The 23,449-nt window shown below is 38.6% G+C and carries 19 protein-coding genes, 1 pseudogene and 1 riboswitch; of the genes and pseudogenes, 4 read left to right on the forward strand and 16 right to left on the reverse strand.

Annotated elements, in window-relative coordinates:
- Window positions 1-8: 8 nt before the first annotated feature.
- From LMF89_RS01120 to LMF89_RS01135, 4 genes are all read right to left on the reverse strand, one after another.
- The gene (locus tag LMF89_RS01120) at window positions 9-1,091 is read right to left on the reverse strand and encodes a PTS fructose transporter subunit IIC (protein ID WP_229533493.1); all 1,083 of its coding nucleotides are present in this window, start codon (window positions 1,089-1,091) and stop codon (window positions 9-11) included.
- A gap of 30 nt (window positions 1,092-1,121) precedes the next feature.
- Complete coding sequence (locus LMF89_RS01125; protein ID WP_007957991.1) at window positions 1,122-1,433, reverse strand: PTS fructose transporter subunit IIB; 312 nt, start codon at window positions 1,431-1,433, stop codon at window positions 1,122-1,124.
- Between the two features lie 22 nt (window positions 1,434-1,455).
- Complete coding sequence (locus LMF89_RS01130; protein ID WP_229533494.1) at window positions 1,456-1,908, reverse strand: PTS sugar transporter subunit IIA; 453 nt, start codon at window positions 1,906-1,908, stop codon at window positions 1,456-1,458.
- Between the two features lie 142 nt (window positions 1,909-2,050).
- A complete protein-coding gene (locus LMF89_RS01135) occupies window positions 2,051-3,844 on the reverse strand; it encodes a BglG family transcription antiterminator (RefSeq protein ID WP_229533495.1) in 1,794 nt (597 codons plus the stop codon).
- A 363-nt stretch (window positions 3,845-4,207) separates the two neighbouring features.
- Window positions 4,208-4,391: riboswitch (cobalamin riboswitch) on the forward strand.
- A 166-nt stretch (window positions 4,392-4,557) separates the two neighbouring features.
- Between LMF89_RS01135 and LMF89_RS01140 the strand changes: the two genes are divergently transcribed.
- Window positions 4,558-6,795, forward strand: coding sequence for a TonB-dependent receptor (locus LMF89_RS01140; protein WP_229533496.1), 2,238 nt, complete (start codon window positions 4,558-4,560; stop codon window positions 6,793-6,795).
- Window positions 6,796-7,378: 583 nt separating this feature from the next.
- Here LMF89_RS01140 and LMF89_RS01145 read toward each other — a convergent pair.
- The 9 genes from LMF89_RS01145 to LMF89_RS01185 all read right to left on the reverse strand — a co-directional run bounded on the left by LMF89_RS01145 (window position 7,379) and on the right by LMF89_RS01185 (window position 17,649).
- Window positions 7,379-7,612: a hypothetical protein gene (locus LMF89_RS01145; RefSeq protein WP_229533497.1), complete on the reverse strand. Its 234-nt coding sequence runs from the start codon at window positions 7,610-7,612 to the stop codon at window positions 7,379-7,381.
- 678 nt (window positions 7,613-8,290) lie between these two features.
- Window positions 8,291-10,006: an SWIM zinc finger family protein gene (locus LMF89_RS01150; RefSeq protein ID WP_229533498.1), complete on the reverse strand. Its 1,716-nt coding sequence runs from the start codon at window positions 10,004-10,006 to the stop codon at window positions 8,291-8,293.
- Window positions 10,007-10,022: 16 nt separating this feature from the next.
- A complete protein-coding gene (locus LMF89_RS01155; protein ID WP_229533499.1) occupies window positions 10,023-10,346 on the reverse strand; it encodes a hypothetical protein in 324 nt (107 codons plus the stop codon).
- A 229-nt stretch (window positions 10,347-10,575) separates the two neighbouring features.
- Window positions 10,576-10,911 (reverse strand): zinc ribbon domain-containing protein YjdM, encoded by a 336-nt coding sequence (locus LMF89_RS01160; protein ID WP_007932966.1) that lies wholly within the window; start codon window positions 10,909-10,911, stop codon window positions 10,576-10,578.
- Window positions 10,912-11,116: 205 nt separating this feature from the next.
- A complete protein-coding gene (locus tag LMF89_RS01165) occupies window positions 11,117-11,995 on the reverse strand; it encodes a radical SAM/SPASM domain-containing protein (protein WP_229533500.1) in 879 nt (292 codons plus the stop codon).
- Between the two features lie 364 nt (window positions 11,996-12,359).
- On the reverse strand, window positions 12,360-12,674 hold the full coding sequence (locus LMF89_RS01170) for a PTS sugar transporter subunit IIA (RefSeq protein WP_229533549.1): 315 nt from the start codon (window positions 12,672-12,674) through the stop codon (window positions 12,360-12,362).
- A 62-nt stretch (window positions 12,675-12,736) separates the two neighbouring features.
- On the reverse strand, window positions 12,737-15,826 hold the full coding sequence (locus tag LMF89_RS01175) for an efflux RND transporter permease subunit (RefSeq protein WP_229533501.1): 3,090 nt from the start codon (window positions 15,824-15,826) through the stop codon (window positions 12,737-12,739).
- Window positions 15,823-16,929 carry an efflux RND transporter periplasmic adaptor subunit gene (locus tag LMF89_RS01180; RefSeq protein ID WP_229533502.1) on the reverse strand — a complete coding sequence of 369 codons (1,107 nt, stop codon included), beginning with the start codon at window positions 16,927-16,929 and terminating at the stop codon, window positions 15,823-15,825. Before LMF89_RS01180 ends, LMF89_RS01175 begins: the two co-directional genes overlap by 4 nt.
- Window positions 16,930-17,031: 102 nt before the next feature.
- Entirely contained in the window at window positions 17,032-17,649 is a 618-nt protein-coding gene (locus tag LMF89_RS01185; protein ID WP_229533503.1) for a TetR/AcrR family transcriptional regulator, read from the reverse strand.
- Between the two features lie 185 nt (window positions 17,650-17,834).
- Here LMF89_RS01185 and LMF89_RS01190 point away from each other — a divergent pair, with 185 nt between their 5' ends.
- Window positions 17,835-18,908: an HD-GYP domain-containing protein gene (locus LMF89_RS01190; protein WP_229533504.1), complete on the forward strand. Its 1,074-nt coding sequence runs from the start codon at window positions 17,835-17,837 to the stop codon at window positions 18,906-18,908.
- 180 nt (window positions 18,909-19,088) lie between these two features.
- Entirely contained in the window at window positions 19,089-19,217 is a 129-nt protein-coding gene (locus LMF89_RS26100; RefSeq protein ID WP_369412552.1) for an aminotransferase class III-fold pyridoxal phosphate-dependent enzyme, read from the forward strand.
- Window positions 19,218-19,378: 161 nt separating this feature from the next.
- Here the strand turns inward: LMF89_RS26100 and LMF89_RS01200 are convergent, their stop codons facing one another.
- Together LMF89_RS01200 and LMF89_RS01205 are read right to left on the reverse strand one after the other, a co-directional pair.
- Window positions 19,379-20,584, reverse strand: a complete 1,206-nt coding sequence (locus tag LMF89_RS01200) for a clostripain-related cysteine peptidase (RefSeq protein WP_229533550.1) — start codon at window positions 20,582-20,584, stop codon at window positions 19,379-19,381.
- Between the two features lie 109 nt (window positions 20,585-20,693).
- The gene (locus LMF89_RS01205) at window positions 20,694-21,419 is read right to left on the reverse strand and encodes a DUF11 domain-containing protein (protein WP_229533505.1); all 726 of its coding nucleotides are present in this window, start codon (window positions 21,417-21,419) and stop codon (window positions 20,694-20,696) included.
- A 34-nt stretch (window positions 21,420-21,453) separates the two neighbouring features.
- Here LMF89_RS01205 and LMF89_RS01210 point away from each other — a divergent pair, with 34 nt between their 5' ends.
- Window positions 21,454-21,822 (forward strand): hypothetical protein, encoded by a 369-nt coding sequence (locus LMF89_RS01210; RefSeq protein WP_229533506.1) that lies wholly within the window; start codon window positions 21,454-21,456, stop codon window positions 21,820-21,822.
- A gap of 281 nt (window positions 21,823-22,103) precedes the next feature.
- Here LMF89_RS01210 and LMF89_RS26105 read toward each other — a convergent pair.
- A pseudogene (locus tag LMF89_RS26105) lies at window positions 22,104-23,414 on the reverse strand (ice-binding family protein); the annotation flags it as partial.
- Window positions 23,415-23,449: the final 35 nt, after the last annotated feature.

Raw genomic sequence — 23,449 nt, forward strand, 5'->3', positions numbered from 1 at the left:
TCACCCTCTCATCTAATTTGATCTGTGATGTTAAGTTCTGATAAATCTACGCTTTCATCTTCTTCATCAAAGAATGAATCGTCTGAGGCCGTTTTTTTCGTTAACACTAATATTGCAGCCGTTATCACTGTGCCAATGGATAAGGCAGCTAAAAATCCTATTGGATTCTCCATGGCAGGCACGATAAACATACCGCCTGAAGGCACGGGGCTTCCTACATTCCAAAGCATGGAAAATCCGCCACCTATGGCTGCCCCTATGGAACAAGCAGCGATAACACGAACTGGATCTCTGGCTGCAATGGGAATAACTCCTTCCGTTATCATCGCAACGCCCATGGGGAATGCAATTTTAATATTTTCTGCTTCTTCTTTTGAATATTTTTTCCTTGCTATGATCCATGATAATGCAACGCCGAATGGCGGAACCATGGATGCAAGAATTTTAACAGCTTCTGGTCCATATATTCCTTCTACTAATAAACCATCTGCAAATAATGAAGCAACTTTATTTACTGGTCCGCCAAAGTCAAATGCTGCCATCGCGCCCATTCCTAAACCGAATATAAATCTTGAGCCACCTTGCAAACCTTTTAATACCTCTGTTAGTGTTGCTGTTAACCAAACGATGGGAGTACCAATTACATAGAACATAAGTAAGCCTACAATCATAGTTGAAATTAAGGGTAAAATCATCATTGGCATTAGACCTTGAGCCCATACTGGTACTTTCAAATTATTTTTTAAATATTGTACGAAATAGCCAACGATATATCCTCCTAACATGCCACCTAGGAAACCAGCACCAATTGCATTCGCTATTAAGCCCATCATTAAACCCGGAGCAATACCTGGACGATCAGCAATGGAATAGCTAATAGCACCTGCTATTACCGGAACAATTAAACCCATGCCAAATACACCCAGAGAAACCAGCGCATCAGCAATTGAATACGCTTCTTTGTAATTTTTTATGACTGATCCGCCTGAGAGATTTCCAATAGCAATAAGAAGTCCCGCTGTTACAACCAGAGGCAACATATAGGAAATACCCGTCATTGCATGTTTTTTAAGTTGTAATTTTTTGAGCATACTATCTCTCCTCTAATTATCCATATTTAATTATAGTCCTAAGTCAGCCTGGATCTTTTTTATGATTGATTTTGGCGATTTAATAGCAATATTGGTTGGAATATTGAGAATTTTCTTGCCTGCAAATCGTTCTTTACCACCAACGTTGATATCGGCTGCTACGATTACGATATCTGCATTCTTAATATCGAGATCCGTTAATTCATCCTCCGTTCCTATTGTTCCCTGGGTCTCAATGTGAATTTCATGCCCTAACTCTTTAGCCGCTTTCATTAATTTTTCTTTTGCAATATACGTATGAGCAATTCCTGAAGTACAAGCTGCAATTCCAACAATTTTCATAACATCCCTCCCCTTTCTTTAATTATCTGCCTGAAAATATATCTAAGATTTCTTCAGGTGATTTAGCCTTTAATAACTTGGCACAGACATCATCATCTCCTAAATTACTAGCTACTTTTGCTAATATCTTTATATGAGTGCTATTTTTATCTTCTTCAGTAACAGCAAATAAAATAATAAAACGAACCGGCTGATCATCCAGGCTTTTCCAATCAATATCAGCTTTCGTTCTCCCAATAGCCAGTGATGTTTTGTTAACAAATTTTGATTTTCCATGGGGAATAGCGATGCCATTACCAATTCCAGTTGTTCCTATTGATTCCCGATAAAATACATCTTTTAGAAAGTTCTCTCGATTTGATATCGCATTTACCTGAAACAATAAGTCCGTTAACTCTTCCACAACTTCCTCTTTTGTGGTAGCCTCCATATCCAATTTGATTGTTTCACTTCTTATCACTTTTGATAAATCCATAATTCTACCCCATTCCCTTCAAATTTTCATTAAAAAGCGTTGCACATCGATAGTGCGAGTGCATTCTAGCAGATAATTCATTTCATTTTTTGCCTCGTATAAGTGATAGATCTCCATGACTATATCTTTTACGTGTTCATAATCAGGATTGAGAATATAAAAATTTTATACGATTGCCGTCTTCCGTATTGTTCACGATTTGGATTGCAAGTCGTTTAACATTGCAATTTCCAGCCAAGAATATCTGTATTTCTTTGCCGAATTCAACTTTATAAAACGATAATTTTTGTGCATTGTTATTTTCTAGATCATTAATAATGAATGCATCTTCTGTGTTAATGTAAATATCAGTAGCAGAAATTAATTTTTCAAGATTTTCTAGTTGTAAATCTTGCTTAGTATTTTCAAATGAATCTTCAATTAAGATGCTCTTAATATTTTTAATGTCTTTTTCATTTAATAATGCTGAAACAAGCATATATGGTTTTTCTTTAATCGTTAAATGAACTGTTGAGATAATAAAGTCGATATCATCTAAATTGATCGTGCTTAATTTATGTTCTGATATTACATCGCCAATCTGCCACTGGGGAAATGCCCTTCTCAATCGAGTTGTCAATAATTGTGAAGTACCATAGCCGCTATGGCAAACTACAATTACTTTCTTATAACTGATTCCTCTTTCAATGGCTGCTTGAAAATAAGTCACTAAATATCCAATTTCATCAATACTAATAGTATTTAAATTGTATTTTAAGGTAATCAAATGCACTACGATCTGGCATATGCTTAACATTTCAGTAAATCGTTCCTCAATTTCTTTTAATAATGGATTTTTTATTTGAATGTTATATTTAAGACGATTTAGCATTGGTCTAATATGCAATATTAATCCATCATGCAGCAAAGGATCTTTGGTCAAATCAAAGGTTAAAATATCTGAGACCATTTTGATTAGAGAAGTAGTTATATCAATGTAATTCACTTCCTGGTCTTTTTTAATAACTAATGAATTCCCCAGTAGTCGTTGTCCAACTCCGCATGAAACCAGGTATTGATAAATATAATGAATTTCTGAGTCATTAATATTAATTTTACATTTTTCATAAATTTTTAGCGCTAGCTTAGCAGCACTTTCGGATATTAGGTTGTCAGTAGACAGAAACATGAAGCTGCTATTATTCTGCCCTTGGATTTGGTTGCCTTCACTTACTCTTTTTATACAGATAAGAATATGGGTCAATAAATTAATAAAATATGGATCACCAATCGTATATTCCAATGTTTTTTCTAAATCAATCAATATTTTTTCAATATATAAGACTAAATCAATATCAAAGATCTTAGATAATCCCTTTATTGTCTGTGAATCAAGCCTAGAGATGCTCCTTTCATCAAGGCCATCACTAGTATCATTTAGTAATTCATTGGTAATGGACGCAATTGCTTTTCGTATATTTACTTCTGATCCATTAATCTTTGTGCCTTCCACACTTCTATTGAGTGTAATATCATAGCTTTGCAGCCAATCCCCTATGAACTTTAAATCATTTGCAATGGAGGCTTTGCTAACATAGTATGTATCTGCCAATTTTTGAATGGATGTATTTTGATTTGATTTCGTAAGCAACAATTTCAAAGTTTCTATTCTGCGATTTTTGATTGACAATGGATCGAATGCTCCTAAATTTGCATTGATATCATTTAGTAAATCGATTTTTTGATGATTACCAATCTTTATTTGTATACCACTCCCCGGCTTGCGAGTAATCTCAATATTTTTATTTTTCAAATAATTTTCAATAAAATTTATATCTTTGGATAGTGTTTTATCAGATACTTTAAGAACTCCCGAATAATATTTAATTGGTTTAAAATCATTTTCTGCAATAAGTAGTCTGATTAATTCTTTTTGTCGTAAATTGAATATAGACACTTATTCTTCCTCCTTATTACTATCTGCACTACTTATCTCGTGTTAATAGTAACATACGTATTATTTCTTTAAAATACTAAATGCCTTCCGTTATGATACAGAAGGTTTAATACCTAACTACGTAATTTTAGCGGCAGGAGGATCAAGCCGTCGTTACTCATAAACTCAACGCCCCTGACCGACTAATAAATTCAGAGTAATTTTTATCAAAGATATTATCAATGCCAGCGGCGATTTGGATAGTAGACATTACAAAAATAGTTGAAATTTTTTATTATCCCCTATAAACAGACAGAATTTTCTTGACAATTCCTAGTAAGAAGTGATAAAAGTAATAGATGGTATAGCTTGTCTTACTAAAAATTGAATATCGTTACGTCAGGTGCCCGCAAGGGCTTAATAGGGAAGACCGGTGTAATACCGGCGCGGTCCCGCCACTGTAACGGGGAGTGAATCCGCAAAGATGTCACTGGAGCGCAAGCTTTGGGAAGACGCGGGTAAGCAAAGATCCGAAAGCCAGGAGAACTGCCTGATTGTTAGTCACCGTTATACTCACGAGCGATGAGGAGGGGATTTAGAGAGAACAATCTTTTTTGGCTGTTGCAAAGGTCAGAATCGAATATGAACGGAATCTTTTATGCTTTATAGCCCCTTTCTGAATTTCAGAGAGGGGCTAATTCGTGTGTATTAAAATCTAAGGAGGAAATCTTTGAGTGAAAAAGAAAGCAAAACTAATAAATGCCAATAAAGAAGTTTTAATAACAATGCTGCTTACTAGTTCGATGCTGCTGGGCGGAGGCAATTCCCTTGCTGCCGAAGAAGAAACATCGACTCCTACTTTCACTTTGGATCAAATGATTGTAACCGCTACTAGAACAATGAAAGATGTGAAAGAAGTTCCAGCCAGTGTTGATGTGATTACCGCAGAGGAAATCGCTGCCAAAAATGTGACATCTGTCACGGAAGCATTGCAAATGAAAACAGGTGTCTACATGAGTCCAATCGCACAGGGCGGAATCAGTATCAGAGGTTTTGGCAGCACTGATATTCTGGTTCTCTTAGATGGACAGCCGATGAATTCTGGTTGGAATGGAGTTATGAACTGGGAGATGATCCCTGTAGAGCGTATTGCCCGTATTGAAATTGCTCGGGGAGCAGCATCATCTTTGTATGGAGGACGCGCGGTTGGCGCAGTTGTAAATATTACTACAAAAGATAGTGAAAAAGATACCAGTATTGATGCTGTTGTTTCCTATGGAAGCAATAATACATGGAAAAAAAGTATGTATTTTGATCAAAAATTAAATGACAAACTATCTGTTGGAGCAGGATATGAAAAAAGGTCCTCAGACGGCTATCGCGGTTATTATCGAACCGCTAACGGCAGCGCAAGTACAACGGTAAACCCAAGTACGATCAAAAATGTAAATTTACCTAAAATATCTGATGGGTCATACCTTATTGGCGGTCGTGGTGAAAAAGAATGGGAAAATGAAAACCAGTCTTTTCATTTAAAATATAAATTTGATGATAATAAATCGTTGAAATATACGTATATGAAAAGCAAAAATGACTATTCTTACAAAAATCCTTTCACCTATGCTTATGATGCAAATGGCAATCCAATTTTTAATGGAACTGTAAAGACCCAAGATGGTAGCTATGTGAAGTTAACTGCAGGCAATTTTTTGGGATACGTAGGAAGAAGGGAAACTGATTTACACACATTAAATTATCAAGATGATGATCATAAAGTGCAGTTAAACATTGGATTTAGCGATACGAAAAAAGATGGATTCAGCAGTGCGTCTTCTTCGGTAACAAATATTAATTGGGAAGGTAAAGGAACAAACTCTTTTTATCCAAACAAAACCTATAATATTGATTTTCAAAAGGCATGGGAAAATATTGGGAAGCATACAATTGTTGCTGGCTTCAATGGAAAAGAAGAGTCTTTTGATCAAACAAGATACAATCTGACTAACTGGAAAGATCATAATTCAGTGACCAGTTTCTATGAGAAACATGGAGGAAAAGCTAAAAATATTGCTTTATTTGTGCAAGATGAATATAAGATTTCTGATCCTGTAACAATGTATTTAGGAGTCCGTTATGACCATTATAAAAAGTATAACGGTTATTCTCATTACTATGATGCCGGTGAAGTATTGAACCCATCAACGAGTAAAAACCACGATAATGGCAGTTATGATGAATTGAGTCCAAAAATTTCTTTTGAATATAAAGCGAATAAATCTACTAGCTATTATACTTCCTATGGACATTCTTTTAATCCACCACTCCTTTATCAAGTATATCGGTACGGAGGGGGAGGAATGGGTGATGTCATAGCAAATCCTGATTTAGACCCTGAAACCTCTGATACCTTTGAAATTGGTATGAAAAAATCGTTAAATGAAAAAACCAATTTGGGGATTTCTTTATATCATGTAAAGACTGATGATAAAGTTGCCTATATATCTCACTATCTGCCAGGAACATCCATTGTAGATTTTAAAAGATATGAAAATGCAGGTACTGAAAAACGCAGAGGTGTAGAATTCGATTTTACTCATAAATTTAGTACAAATTGGAATGGCTATATTAATTACGCATGGCAAAATGGTAAAATCACAAATGCTAGCGGCAAGGAAAAAAACGACTTTGATATACCAAAACATTTGTTACATACCGGCATTGAGTATAATAAAAACAAATTCAATGCTATTTTAGACGCACAATATGTCAGCGAACGGCAAGCCCCTGATACAAGTACGGGAGAATACGGCTCAGAGGATGCTTTCTTCGTGATGAATACTTACTTCAATTATAAAGTAACACCTAATACGACATTACAATTTAGTATCCAAAACCTTTTTGACAAGGAATTTTATGCTAGTGAAGCAACCTCTGGAAGAACGTATAGCGTAAGTGTGCGCTATCAATTTTAATGTTCTTAAAAGTTAGTACGATGAGTTACGATAAGATAGGCATCAAATTGATGTCAGTTAGCAGCGTCGTCCACTCATATAAAAGGTAGACGACTTTCTTGTGGATAAACCTGTTAATAACATGTGAATGGTTGTTGATAACTTTCATTGCGTTCCTCTCGCGTTATAAACAGCTCATTTAAAGTTTTATGAGATTATAAGTAAAGAGTGAATATTAACAAAAAAATAAGCCATGCATAGGATGTTTCTTCCTAAACATAGCTTCAAGACATATTGTTATACATCAATACATTCATTTAATCATGGAATCCTGTTTTCTGCATGATTTCGCCCTGTCGTTTTAATTCTTCAATAATGAAAGCACCTATTTTCTTTAATATTGTCATAATTATCACTCCTTTAGTTTTACCAGTTATTATTCTTGATGTAAATATATTTCAATCAATAATCATTGTCAATTAAAAAGTTTATTCTATTAAAAAACGCAATTATGTAAATTATAAATATTAAATATTGCTGGAATTGTTTGTAAATACTAAAATCGTCTCACCCGAAGGCAAGACGATTAAATTTCTTCATCCCCTTAAAACACAATTGGAAAGTCTTTCTTTAGTCGCTTTACCTTTAATTCATCTACAGCAGTGTATTTTTCTTCGGCTACTTCTCGAATCTTTTCCTCGATTACCAATTGAAAAAGAGCAGATTCTACATCTTCATGCTCACTTCCCAATACTGAGTTTATTTCTTCTGCTGTCATTTCGCCGTAGTCATATAATAAACATAGGATATCAGCTTGTAGAAATTCTAGATACTCCATAAAATCTCTCCTGCTCAATTATTTATTATTTAGTATATCCCAATTCATCTATCAATAAATATGGCTTAAAATACGGAATGAGAAACACCTCAAAATGTATCTGAAATCTAACAAATCCTTAAGCACTTAGGCCTAAGGAATTATTTTACACACTCTCCCTTACGAAATTATAATGGAACCAATTGAACTTATTTCATTTATATTGATTGCAATCAGTTCTCCCACGACATACGATCCAACAGCAATTGTTAATTGGATAAACAGAAATTGCAGGCCAGGTCCATTAGTATCATTACAATGACGCACCTCTAAAGAGTTCCTACGTATACTACACCTGAGTTCGTAATAACCGACACGATGGCCCCCAAAGGAAATGTAAATGAATCAATATTAGACATTGATTTCTTCTCCTTCCTTTCTGCTGAATATAACTATCCGCATATTATTTTATGCATGATCACCATTAAAGGTTACATAGCGTGTTAATCTCTCTATCAGAATAAAAATCACCAATATGACGCCCAATCAACTTCGACAACTATTCCGCTCATATAAAGCATAAGATAATTTGCATAAAAAAAATAACCAGAACTAAAAAATCCTGGTCATAAGAAAATATAAAAATATGAAAACAACGCCTTCGTCTCATTTAAAATTATAACTACAATATGCCTCTTATTATTTTACTTTCACATTTTTTAACTCTTCGCAAAAAGCAGGTCTGCGCATGTATTCGAACATCAAGTGCTTAACCAAATCAGCCGCAATATGATTGCCGCCGATTTTTACTAATAATCGTAAATGAGAACAGACATTTTTGTAATGAGATCGTTTCGAACTACGAGCTGCGTCCTGAAGGATCTCTTCTTTAAAGAGCTCATAGACCTGCTCCGGGTATTTTGCTAGTAACGGACGGTAGAAATCCACAATACGATGGGGATTCTTTTGAACATACTCTAAAAGCTTTTCCCATTCCTGCTCTTCAATAATAGCAGACGTATAATTGTGCATATATCCGGATTGTTTTGCAAACTCCACCAAAATACCAGGATAAATTTGCGCCCACTCAGCCGAATCATACATAGTCTTTAATTTCTGATAGTAGGTAAATTCACCGGATAATGCCAACTCACGGCTCACTTCCCGCATTTTATCCAATTGCTTAGTTAGTCTATACACCTCAACGCGAAACTCTTTCCACTTTTTTATCAGCCCTGGCAACTTGTGATCGTGCTCTTCACCTTCCAATGCTAACATCTCTACCCTATCATAATCTTGTACTGCCAGTGCCTCCTGTATCGCTAATTCTCGAAAGCGGGAAAAATTTCGATGTGCATAAAGAAAATCTACAGCAGCTTTTTTACCATCAAATTTATCAATCAGTTCATATTGCAAAAGGGCAATCGCTTCAGATTCATATTCGTGAAAAAAAGCGTCTTGATCCTTTTCTTCCATTTCCAGAGAAATTTTCCTCAGGTATTGTTCGAATTGCTCTCGCTGCCTAGGATTTGTGATCACCGCAATGCAAAAATGCAGCAAGTCCATTCTCCATTCGGACCAGTCATGATAACGTCTTTGACCCGCTTCGTGAAGAATTTTGAGAAAGCACTTTTCTGCCTTTGGTCCTGGGGGAACCGTATCAGTAATTTGCACTAATACATCCTGTACTTCATAGATAATTGTGCCCACATCTCCTGCTGAATCATCAGCAAACTGCAGCATACCAGTCATTTCACCCATCACACATAATGCCAAATCCGCAGCAAGTTCATATTCTTGTTCATCACATGCTCTCCGTGCCCGCGCCACCACTTTGTAAGCTCCTTCAACAGCACGCTGGCAATTCCGGTAACTAATAAAACCATTATCATCTTTTGCTTCCTCAATATAGCGCCGCATTAAGCGAATCCACTTTTCTTTTTCGTCACTTCCAGAGTTAAACTCTGCTTTGATCTCATCGGCAATGGTCAAATCATTTTCCGCTATGTCCAGAAGTAAATTAATGAGTTTTTCCTTCGGTTGGCGAGACAGGCTGCTTTTAAGCTGTTCCCTAAGACTTGTCTTCACTGGTAAAACGGTTCCTGTTTTTTTCTCAGAGCTTACCTTTTTAGCAGCCACAGTGTGCACTTCTTCTTTGCGCAATGCTAAAAGGGCAGCTACCATATGCTTGCAGTACGGGCCTCCAGTATAAGGGCAGTTGCACCCTACTTCTACTATTGTTTCTTGCTCATCCAGCTGTACGGCAACCAAATAATCGTCACTGCCGGTGACAGCAACCACATATCGATGATCCTGTTGGTTCTCAATAATCCCAGTTCTTTTCTCTTGATAATACTGCCGCCCACGCTCCATAATAATGTCATCCACATATTGCTCAAAATCATTTAATTTCATCAATGCACCTCTGATCTCAATTATTCCTATATAAAGCTGTCCTCATTTTAATCTCATCGGCAATTTCCTTAGGCAGTTCCTCATACGCAATAATATTCTTATACAACGCATAAGGTAAAACCAGCTCTGGTGATAACATTGTGTACCGTTTATAAAGCTCTCTCGCTGCACCATTATGAAACTGATGGATTGCCTCTTCCAAGTCCCAAATACCCAGTTCATTCTCCTGCCATAGTGTAAATTTCCCTGCTAAATTCTCCAATTCTTTTCTCAGCTCTCGCTCATAAGCTTGATTGGACAATTCTCTCATTTTCTTAGAAATTCCTTTTGTATGTCGCAAAAAAATCACTCCCACTTGAATGTAATGTTTGGCAAATTCTTGCGAGTTATTTGGTATATATTGTGTTTATTTACTATTAAAACACAATCTCCTGCAAAAAGTAAATCCACTTTGCAAAACCTAAAGAAGATACCCCTAGTCATAAACTAGATTAGGGGTATCTTCGCTTTATTGAGAGTATTGTAAACATGATTTTACCAATACAGGGGTATGTGAGTGAAAATCAAGCTTATATCTTTTTAACAAATTCAGATTTTAATTTCATGGCCCCAAAACCTTCAATTTGACAATCAATATTATGATCGCCATCAACCAAACGTATATTTTTTACTTTTGTACCTATTTTTAAAGCCGATGAGCTTCCTTTTACCTTAAGGTCCTTAATAATTGTTACAGAATCACCATCGTTTAAAGCATTTCCGTTTGCATCTTTGATAATCTTTTTTTCTTCACTGTTTTCGCCTTCTAAAGTCCACTCATGACTGCATTCTGGACAGATCAGAAGACTTCCATCTTCATAAGTATACTCTGAATTACATTTTGGGCAATTTGGCAAATCCATCATAATTTCATTTCTCCATTCATTATTGCTCATGTATTGATATAAGAATTACTTTTAATTTTCTTTTTATTTCGTAAAAATAGCAATTACGAGTTTGTAAATTTATGAAAACGTAGCAATCTCCTTATACGCAAATATACTATCATAGTTTTCTGGGATTGACAAACCTTCCTATCGTCTTTTTTGAAACGCGAAGACGGAAAGGAGTCTATTTGTTAAATCTTTTTCTATACCCGCATTTTCTGCACAGTTCTTCCACCACATGAGTATTGCAAAAACCAAGCCTTATATTTTCTGCTCTTTTTGCGTGTATAATATCAGAAAATTGATTTTCATGAATATTACCTAAGTTAATGGTCCCTTCCCCATCAAGACAGCAGGGTACTACTGTGCCATCAACTAAAATAGCAACTTGATTCCTTAAACCAAAGCAAGAGCCTGGTGTGAAATCCTCTTCCTCGTTTAAATCAGGCCATTTAAACTCATAATCCTGATTGAGATATACTCGCTCTCTTAATTTCAACGCTTTGGCTTCAGACAAATTTCCCTGTATTTTATAAGACAGTTTAAAATTCTCTTCAATTTTATAAAGGATCTCTACATTTCTTTTTCTTTGATCCGCTGTCAGCAACGCTTCATCCAAGTTCCATAATCGTAAGGATATAATTATGTTCGACTCTGCTGCTGCCTTGTTAGAAAAATTTAAAATGTTATCAATATACTCATCCTTCGATATGGACTTCTGATTTCCATCAAAACTATGAAGTGAAAAATTGATTTGTCTCACTGCAGGTTTTTGAATCAAGGTTTCTGCTACGGCAGCGATTAAAGTACCGTTTGTTGTAATGTTTACTTTAAACCCCTTTTCGTGACTTATATCGAGAAGACGTCCTAATTTAGGATGCAATAAAGGCTCCCCCATTACATGTAAGTAGATATAATCTGCAAAAGGTTTAATCTGATCCAGAATTTCTTTAAATGCAGCTTCTGACATACATTCAGGTTTCCTTTTGGTTTCAGGACAAAAATCACATGTTAGGTTACAAACATTTGTTATTTCTACATATATTCTTTTATATTTTTTCATAAGTTGTAAGCTCCAATTCTTTCTCAATGCAATCCAAGTAAATCACTAACGCTGTTAGATTATGACTAGTGTATCCTATTCACTATACTATAGTAAAGCTGAGTCTGTCATTTGATTTCTCCTGCAGCCTGTGGTGCAGCAAGCCGATTAGCCTGACGCATAATGTGTCAGGCTAATCGGCTTGCTTCTGCATCTAACTATTGATTTGACTGCATTTGGAAGATTTTAATATTCCTCCTTAGCTATTTTGACCACTAAGTGAGCTATTAATTAAGAAGTATGTACCTCATAATTATTTATCTAAATCTTACTTCAAAAATAGCGCTAGGTATATTCAGAATATCTTATAGATTGCATTAGTATTTTAAATACTTGCCGCTGATGATCCCTCTTGTATCATGCCAATCATTTCTTTAATCAAATCCCTCGCTAATAATGCATTCATTAGGTGATCTTGCGCATGGACTACTAACAAGTTCATTTCTTGCTTTTCACCTTTTGCTTCCGTTTGCAATAGATTCGTTTGCAAGGTATGTGCTTTTTGTAATTCTTTAGTTGACTCTTTGAGGCATTCAAAAGCCTCTTTATGTTTTCCGATTCGCGCAAAGCTTAGAGCCTCGAAACAATAGCTGCGTGCATTTCCTGCATGTAAGATAAGAGTGAAAGCAATGTGTTCCATTTCCACGCTGCACCTCCCATATTTGGTTATACCGAGAATCTAATTAAGAATATCATCTTGGTTTACTCAGAAAAATTAACCTCATTATCCTTATTTCGCGGCATTCCCATATGTACTTTATACCAAGCTGCATACATGGTCGGCAATACTAACAGTGTTAATATGGTAGCAACAAATAATCCAGCAGCAATCGCCACTGCCATTGGTCCCCAAAATACACTGGAGAACAGGGGAATCATTGCTAAGATTGCTGCTGCTGCCGTCAATAAGATAGGACGGCAGCGAATGACTGTCGCATCAATAACTGCATCCCACATGGATTCTCCATTTGAAACCAGTTGTTCAATTTGGTCTATCAAGATTACTGAATTACGCATAATAATCCCGGATAAGGACAAAATCCCCAGCTGGACAACAAAACCAATTGGATGTCCCGTAAGTAAAAGCCCCATAACTACACCAATGATGCCAAGAGGTGCTGTTAATAATGTCAGTACCATTTTAGGTATATTTTGCAATTGAATCATCAAGAGGATCATGATTGCTCCCACCATCATAGGTATGGGCTCAGACATAAATCTCGCCGCTTTTATACTATCTTCCAGTGATCCGTCTACTTCAATGGTGTAACCAAAAGGTAAATCAGCACGTAACTCTTTAAGAGTATCATAAACCTCTTGCGTAACGTCATTTCCCATAAATCCTGGGTTTACTTCTGCCTGGATGATAACCATAGACTTCAAACCTCGTCTCCACAGAATTCCATCTTCCGAATCATAACTTATTTTTGCTATTTGATCCACTGGGACATATTTTCCGTTACCGATATGAACATTTAAGTCTTTAATACGAGAAATGTCATTTCTATCTTGCAGGGCACCTTTAAATACCATACTAATGGTTCTATCCTCAACACGAAAATCTGCAATGGATGCACCAGATAATTGTGTTTGCAGCGAAGACGCTAATGACTGTGTATCGACTCCAAGTTTTCTTGCCTTATCCTGATCAATCTCAAAGTGTATAACTTTACTTTTCTCATCCCAGTTAAAGTTTATATTCCTTACACCTGGATGTGCTGCCATGGTATCTCGCATTTTCTGGGCTATTACTCTGACTTTTTCAGGATCATAGCCTCGAACTCGTATCATAACAGGATAGTCTGCCGAAGGGCCGTTGGCAATCACTTTCATATGCCCCCGTACGCTAGTCATCTTTTCATTTAATATAGTATTGACTTTCTGGGATAATGCCTCACGAGCCTTAGCATCTTTGGCAACAATAATAAACTCCGCAAAATTTGTTTTATTAAAAGTAGGTTCAAAGCTTAAGACAAAGCGAGGAGCGCCTTCACCTACATGATATGTATAGTAATCAATAGCAGGATCACCCTCTATGCGTTTGGCAAATTCTTCAGCAACTTCTTCCGTAGCTTTCAAAGAAGCTCCTTCCTGCAGCTTCATTTGAACAATTAGCTCTGGCCTGGTAGATGCAGGAAAGAACTCCTGTTTAATCAGACTCATTGCTAACACCGCACCAAGAAAGCACGCCACGGTTCCTAATAACACTTGTTTTTTATGATTTAAACACCAAATTAGAATTCCTTTAAAGTATCGGTAAAATTTAGTATCATAAATATCGTGTTCCTTTCCTTCGGCACCAGCTGATTCCACCTTAATGAACAGATAACCTAATAAAGGTGTTACTGTGCCGGCAGCGACCCAAGATAGCAATAATGCCAATACCACTACTGTGAAAATACTGCCGCAATACTCAGCGGCACTTCCTTTTGCAAAAGCAACAGGAACAAAACCGGCACAAGTAACCAGGGCACCTGTTAACCGAGGATAGGCTGTTGCAGTATAAGCATAGCAAGCAGCATTAAATCGTGTCCAGCCTTGTTCTAATTTTACAGACATCGTTTCAATTGTGATGATGGCATCATCAACTAAAAGCCCCAATGCAATAATGAGAGCACCTAGGGATATTTTCTGCAGATCAATCCCCATAAAATTCATAAAGGTAAAAACGGCTGCAATCACTAAGGGAATACAAAGAGCTACGATGACACCTGAACGCACCCCCAGGCTAAGAAAGCTTACAATTAATACAATAACCACTGCTTCTCCTAAGGATTTTACAAATTCATCAATGGATGTTTCTACAATCTTCGGCTGATTCACGGTCTGATTTAGCTCTAACCCCACTGGCAGCTCTTTTTTGATTTGTTCAATGGCATTTTCTAAATTCTTGCCTAGGGTCAGTATATTCCCTCCCGGCTCCATAGCCAAAGAAATTCCAATAGCAGGCTGTCCGTTATAAAACATTTTAGGGTCAGAAGGTTCTGCATAACTGCGTCTGATTTTGGCTATATCCCCTAAGCGAAACGTATTGCCATTAGCTTGAATCGGTACATTGCGAATGGCCTCCACATCTTCAAACATTCCTGTAACGCGTAAATAAACATTGTCGGAAGCTGTTTCATACATTCCTGAAGCAGTCATAGCATTTTGTGCTTGGAGCGTAGAAGCGATGATACTTGGATCAATTCCCAATTGAGACAGTTTGTTATTTTCTATCTCAATATATATTTTTTCGGTTTGCACTCCAAGGAGTACAATCTTTTTTACGCTAGGAATATCTAGGAGCAGGCGGCGAATCCTTTCTGCCTTTTGCCGCATTTCCTCATAGGTATAGCCATCACCTGTAAGAGTATAGACTACACCATATACTTCATCAAATCGATCATTAAAATTGGGAGCCAAAGCACCTTCAGGAAGGGTGCTTTTCATATCATTTATCATATTACGAGCTTCCAGCCATGTGGACCGGACATCTTTCTTGAGAACCGTATCTTTTAAAAATACGTAAGTAATGGTTTGCCCCGGAGTAGAATAGCTTTTTACATAGTCAAGGCCAGGCAAATCCTGCAGTTTTTTTTCAATTTTATCAGTGACCTGCTCTTCCATCTGACGAGCAGTAGCTCCTGGCCAACTCACTTGAACAATCATTTGTTTTATCGTAAAATCAGGATCTTCCATACGCCCCAGTTTGTTATAAGAGACGATCCCCATAATAAAGAATAAGACAATAAAGAAATAAATAAATTGCTTATGATGAAGAGACCATTCCGTAAGATTAAAATTCTTCATAACGTATCACCGCTAATACGAACTTTTTGCCCTTCTTTTAATTTATGCACTCCTGCTGTAACAATCACATCTCCATTTTGGAGACCTTCCAGTACTTGGACCTTTCCGTCACCAAAGGCACCAATTTTAATGTGACGCAACGTTACACTTTCATTATGTAGCACCCAAACTCCAGGAACATCACCATTTTGATAAATTGCGGTTAGGGGAATATAAACTGCGGCTTGCCGATTCCCCCCATTAGCTGCCGTTACCGTAGACGTCATCCCCAATTTTACTTCTTGAGGAGGATTCAGCAGACTTACCCGGACTTTATAGGTTCGAGATACAGCATCAGCCATAGGAGCAATTTCTCTAACAGCAGCATCGACACTAACGGCAGGCAATGCCCAAAAAGAAACGTTAAGCTGTCCCATGTTACGAAATTCATCAATACGATTTTCAGGAACACTAATTTCAACTTCCCGCTCTCCATCCTGTACGATAGTAACTACAGATTGTCCTGCTGCAACAACCTGCCCTGCTTCTGCTGTTATACTAGATATAACGCCTGCTTTATCAGCATATAAAACACTATAATCCAATTGATTAGACCCTTGAGCATATTGGGCAGAAGCCTGACGCAGGCTTGCAACAGCCACATCATAGGCACTTTTGTATTGATCAAGTTGAGCTGCACTAATCGCTCCACCTTCGTATAATTTTTGGTAGCGATTAAGATTACTTTCCGCCAACTTTACTTGAGACTCAGCGGAATAGACTTGCGCTGCATTACTGTTGACCGTCTGCTTAACATCTTTGGCGTCTATTTCCATAAGCACATCTCCAGCATTTACAACACTACCTAGCTGTACATGCCGTTTTACTATTTTCCCGCCAACTTGAAAAGACAGCTGACTTTCAAAGCGCCCCTTAACTTCACCGGAATAGATATAATTTTGAGCATCGACCGCAGCACCAACAACTGCAGTACGAACCAAGGCCACCTCTTCCATAACTACAGCAGATTTAGAATGTCCTTTGACCATAATTCCCGCTGCTACAGCTGCCAAAAGAATACCTGCAGCCAGACCATAATATGTTTTCTTACTTAACTTCTGCATCTTTCCACTCCTTTATATAAGTACAACTAAGGTTAAATATTATTTTAAATTAAACATTTATTTAATAAATTCTAAAAAAAAGAATTTATTAAAAGACTTTTTTTATGCATAGTTACTTAAAACACCTCTGAGAAACATTTCGATTGCTTCTGCTATGTAATATTCAGCCTTATCCTTTTTTGTCTCCAAAAATTCATCAGCAAGATGATTCGTCATAAAATAAAAATGTAAAAGGCTTCCTAACAGTACATTAGCGCAATCAGGCTTAACATCTGACCGGATTTGCCCATTATTTATTCCTTCTTGAATACATTCCGTTAAGAAATCATGATGGCGCAGAATGCCCGGCTTTACAATACTTTCATAGCAGTTTGTAGAATTTATGATTTCTCCATAAATTAGACGATGATTATAAGGATAGGATTTATGTAACTTTACAAATTTTTGTGAAAAACGTCTGATCTTTTCGATGGGACAATTTTCTTCATTGCGAATTGAAAATATTATATTATCTATTAAGTCAAACTGAGCTTCCAGTATAGCAGCATAAAGCTTCTCTTTTCCACCAAAATAATATGAAATTAGAGCAATATTTACTTCGGCAGCCTCTGCAAGTTCTTTTACAGATACTGCAGAAAATCCTTTTTGTGCGAACAAAGGAGCTGCTGCAGTCATTATTTTATGAACTGCTGGCTTATCTGTCATTATTTCCTTTTTCACTTTTTCCCCCATATTCTTTCAACTTCAATCCATATTAAATGATCATTTAATATGGATTATACTTCCTATTCATAAATTTGTCTAGTAAGAAAGTTTTTCTGGCATTGATATTAAATGCAGGAAATTTATAGTTATTTATGGAAGATAGCGTTTTACGATATTAAATTTTATACGGGGTGTAGCAGATGAGTAGTATTAAACCTCAAAAAACACATAAAATTATCGAACAAAAAATCGAGTTCTTAGTACCGGGCATGGAATTAGCTCGGGATGCCTGCACAAGTGACGGTAAAATATTAGCAAGTGAAAGCACGATTATTAGTAAAGCTTTAATAAAAAATCTACAAAACTGGGATATTGACAAGGTATCAATCATTGCTGAAATAACAGCAAATCCCATAACCGATCCTAATATTCAAAAATTCATGAACAGCTATAATCAATCCGTAACAACTGTTCAAAAGACTTTTGAAGACATTCGTCAAACGCAGGAAGTTCCCATTGAAACATTTACAAATACTGCTGATGATATTGTTGAAAATATATCTGCCACGGGCAATGCGATTGACCAATTATATAATTTACCCCAATGTGATGATTATACTTTTCGTCATAGTGTTAATGTAAGTGCAATTGCAGCCCTTATCGCCACATGGCTCAAATTTCCGCCTGAAAGCGTTAGTGCCATTGCTTTAGCTGGACTTCTGCATGATGTAGGAAAATCGCAGCTGCCGACAGAGATATTAAATAAATCCCATCGCCTTGCACCTAAGGACTATGAATTGTATAAAACTCATACTACCCTTGGATATGATCTAGTAAGCAAGATACCAAATATGGCACAAAGCGTACTTTCTGGTATATTAGATCATCATGAAAGAGAAGATGGTAATGGTTATCCCAATAAACTAACTTCAGAAGATATCCATCCTTATGCTAAGATTATAGCGGTTGCTGATTTATTTGATGAATCCTTGACGATTAATTGTGACACCCCTGGTGCGTTAAGCCCTTATTCCAGTTTGGATAAATTGCGCCAGGATATTTACTCCATTGATGCCAAAACATGTATTACTTTTACTGAAAATATGATGAACTTTCTCTCTGGTAATCTAGTCGCTCTCACAAATGGTGAACAGGCACGAGTCGTTTTCGTGAATAAAGATAAGCCTTCCAACTCAATTGTGCAGCAATCTGATGGTAATGTCATTGATTTATCTGAGACCGCTGATCTTTGCATTCATTACATTATCAGGTAGTTAGATTTCATACACGCCATGAAAAGCCATAAGCCAATTAGCCTGACGCATAATTATGTGTTGGACTAATCGGCTTTGTTTAAGTGATTATTTCTGCTAAACTACCGGTATAATAATTCCGCCGGACGGCTTCTTGCAAAAGGCCTATCAAATCTGCAAAAATAATAAAGTGCTCAAGAGATACTCAGTCTGTTTAATCCTGTATCTCACGGATCAACCTTTGGCGGCAATCCCCTCGCTTGCGCAGTTGCCATGGCCGCTATTGTCGATTGGGCATTGGAGCGCCTTATTGCCTGTTTTGTTAAATAACTCAACATTTCAAGTTAAGTGTTAAAGCGGTTCTATCAAGCAAGCGCCTATGCTTACATCATCAGAAAAATGAGCTGTCTCAAAATAGGTATTTTCGAACCTATGAGAGACAGCCCCATTCTATTTTAATCAAAAGCATCTGGCGTAGTAGTGCCTACCTCCTATTTCCAAACCCACTTTTTATAATTCACTAAGTTTTGAAAGATGGATATTTTCTCTTCCATACTGGCCAATGGATTCATGATTGAAATATACGCATCAATGGCCTGAGGAGATAGTACCAATGGCTTTAACGCAAGGGAATCCTGGCAGACTTGATCTGGAGCCAGGGTTTCATTACTTAACAAGTACGTCCAGTAATTATTTCGAGCAAACGCCAATTTAGAGTACAAATCAATACAATATCGATCAGTGGTTGTTGTATTTGCTACATTCAGAAACGCAGCGGGTTGAACGGAAGATTTTGCGTAAACGATAAGGGAACGAGCTAGATGAGCTACAACCAATGAAAGATGATTCCAGGGATTCTCTGAATTGGCGGTTAGTAAGTCACCGAGGCTTTTCTGAACCTGCCTATGCTTTAAATAACAAGCAGCCAACTCACTAAAGCCTTTTTTGATTTCCTCCAATTTATGGTGGCAAATTTCAAAAGCCACCAAGTCTAAGTTTAGAGCGTTGACCAGATCAAAAATTAGATGCTTCACGTCACCTTCCGGGTATTTTTGTACCCTTTGAATCACCCGATGGTAGGGCAATCCGTAAATGGGGCCATTCAGTATGTAGGTCAAGACGTAACGAATGGATGGAGATTGATATTGCCCCAGTTCATAAATGGCCTCTATAAAATTAAAATAACAGGTGTCCATTACCAGTAAATCGATAAAGTGCCCACCTTCTTGGCAGGCTAGGTGAATGGCCTGGCTCATTTCAGGCAGCCCCATCAGATAAGGTATCTCTTGACTGTAATCCGTCATAGAGCCAGCAAACTGGCAGCCGTGCCCACCAAGTACCAGCATAGTTTGCTGAGCAGGGTAGTGTTGCCTTCCCCATTTGATAAAATCATAGAGACTCAGGGGATCCGCCATATTTTGATTCCCCAAGTCCCCAAGTAAGATCGATTGATCTTTCATTAAAAAGTAACGTCTTACACCAACCCAATTTTCATTGGTGCCAGGTAATGGAATAAAGGGTCTTATGATTCCGACAAGGCTTCTTTCCGCTCTTCCGATCTGAATAATAACATTGGTATCATCATTAGAGCCGATACTTTGAGCCTCTAAAAAGGTTCGCCACATTTCCGGCTCCAGGTCATTGTTACCGTTGGCGTAGATTAAAATCGTCCACTTTTTTTGTATGTTCCCTTGCATCTCTCTCACCTGCCACGCCACCAAATTTGCTTATGAATATTTTTTCCTGCAAAGCTTTGAACTTGAAGGTAGCCTCTGTCTTAGTAAATTTCCTTCCTGTGACAACTTTCTACCACAAGGGGATCCCGCGCTGGGGTATGATTGCCGACACAGGAATGAAGCACGTAAATTGATCGGTGCCGCTTAATACTCCAATGCCAGCGTCTACATTTGTGATCACTCCACCTCGTATTGGCGCCGCCAAGATCGTAAAAGTCGCAGTCAACACTCTTGTTGACAAAGCGGGGATCGTCAATCCGGTCCAAATAATCAATACGTTGGTATCTGAGTATGGTCCGATCGGCGGCCCAATTAAGGAATTCACTGGATTCGTTGTTATACTGCTGATCTGCACATTCGCAGGTATGTTAATAGCATCCACTACTGTAACGCCGGTGGCATTGGTAGAAGCACTGTTAATAACCGCAAGAGTAATGGTTACGGTTTCTCCGACAGTGAAACTGGTGTTTGGAGGAGTGGGAGTGGGACATACCTTGATAAGGTTTAGCAAAACCCCAGTTGACACAGGGATGGTGCACGTGAATAGATTGGTGCCGCTTAAGACTTCAATGCCGGCATCCACATTTGTGATCACATTTCCTTGCGATGGGGCGGCCAAGATCGTAAAGGTCACAGTCAACACTTGCGATGAGAAAGCGGGTATGGTCAATCCGGTCCAGGTAATCAGTATGTCGGTATTCGAGTATGGCCCCGTAGGCGGGCTGATTAAGGCTGCTAATGGATTCGTTGTTAAACTGCTGATCTGCACATTCAAAGGTATGCGAATCTGATCCACGACCGTAACGCCAATGGCATCGGTAGATTCACTGTTGATAACCGTAAGATTAATGGTTACCGTGTCTCCGACAGTAAAGCTGGTGTTTGGAAAAATGGGAGCGGGGCATACCTTGGTAAGGCTCAGGAAAACCCCAGTTGACACAGGGATAGTGCACGCGAATAGATTGGTGCCGCTTAAGACTTCGATGCCTGCATCCAAATTTGTGATCACATTACCTAGCGATGGGGCGGCCAAGATCGTAAAAGTCACAGTCAACACTCTTGTTGAAAGAGCGGGTATGGTCAATCCCGTCCAGGTAATCAGTATGTCGGTATTCGAGTATGGTCCCGTAGGCGGGCTGATTAAGGTTGCCAATGGATTCGTTGTTAAACTGCTGATCTGCACATTTGCAGGTATGTGAATCTGATCTACGACCGTAACGCCGGTGGCATCGGTAGAGTCGGTGTTGGCAACAAAAAGATTAATGGTTACCGTGTCGCCGACAGTAAAGTGGGTGTTCGGAAGAATGGGAGTGGGGCATACCTTGGTAAGGCTCAGGAAAACCCCAGTTGACACAGGGATGGTGCACGTGAATAGATTGGTGCCGCTTAATCCTCCAATGCCTGCATCCAGATTTGTGATCACGTTACCTAGTGCCGGGGCGGCCAATATTGTAAAGGTCACAGTTAACACTTGCGATGAGAAAGCGGGTATGGTCAATCCGGTCCAGGTAATCAGTATGTCGGTATTCGAGTATGGCCCCGTAGGCGGGCTGATTAAGGTTGCCAATGGATTCGTTGTTAAACTGCTGATCTGCACATTTGCAGGTATGCGAATCTGATCCACGACCGTAACGCCGGTGGCAACAACAGCGTCGCTGTTGGTAACTGTAAGAGTAATAGTTACCGTGTCTCCGACAGTAAAGCTGGTATTTGGAGGAGTGGGAGTGGGGCATACTTTGGTAAGACTCAGGAAAACCCCGGTTGACACAGGAATGGTGCACGTAAATAGAGGGGTTCCACTTAATACTCCGATGCCGGCGTCCAAATTTGTGATCACGCCACCTAGCGTTGGGGCGGCCAAGATCGTAAAGGTCACAGTCAGCACTTGTGATGAAAAAGCGGGTATGGTCAATCCGGTCCAGGTAATCAGTATGTTGGTATTCGAGTATGGTCCTGCAGGCGGGGCAATTAAGGTTGCCAATGGATTCGTTGTTAAACTGCTGATCTGTACATTTGCAGGTATGTTAATCTGATCCAGGACCGTAACGTCGGTGGCAGCAGTAGAGCCGCTGTTGGTAACTGTAAGAGTGATGGTTACCGTATCCCCGACAGTAAAGCTGGTGTTTGGAGGAGTGGGAATGGGACATACCTTGGTAAGGCTCAGGGAAACTGCACATGTTGATATTGTGATAGTGTTAGTGTCCAATGTAACAGCACCAACGCTAGCCAGCAATCTACCATCCACTGTTGCGGCGGTCGTCGCTGTGATGGATGCCAAAGCCAGGATATTTCCCCTGAAGGTAGAGCCTGTTCCCAGAGTCGCAGAACTGCCAACTTGCCAAAATATATTGCAAGACTGGGCGCCATTGATGAGATTCACGCTGCTGCCCGATGCTGTGGTGAGTGTAGAACCCATCTGGAAGATGAAGACAGCATTAGGATCGCCCTGGGCATCGAGCGTGAGAATACCTGTTATCCCAAGTGAGGACGTAGATTTGTAGACTCCGGGGACAAGGGTTAACCCGCCAAGATCCCCGGCCACGACGATCGCAGGTATTCGTCCGGCAGCATCGTTATATGCGGTGGTCAAGTCAGTTTTTGCCTGCTGAGTGACAGCGTCCCCCCCATGGTTCGTACCGATCAATGTGACAGAGCCAAAGCCAGTTTCTGATGTAATTGGGAACGTACCCACATCGCCGATAATCGTGGTTGGACCAGTGTTGGTAATCCCAGCTCCGGCCAGAACTGCGAAACTGGTGGCCGTCCCAAGGTTTACTGATGGTTGAGGCATAGGAAAAGCACCCCCTTTTTAATCGTTACATTATC

Source organism: Pelosinus baikalensis (genome assembly GCF_020819555.1).
In the GTDB taxonomy this organism is placed as follows: Bacteria; Bacillota; Negativicutes; order DSM-13327; family DSM-13327; genus Pelosinus; species Pelosinus baikalensis.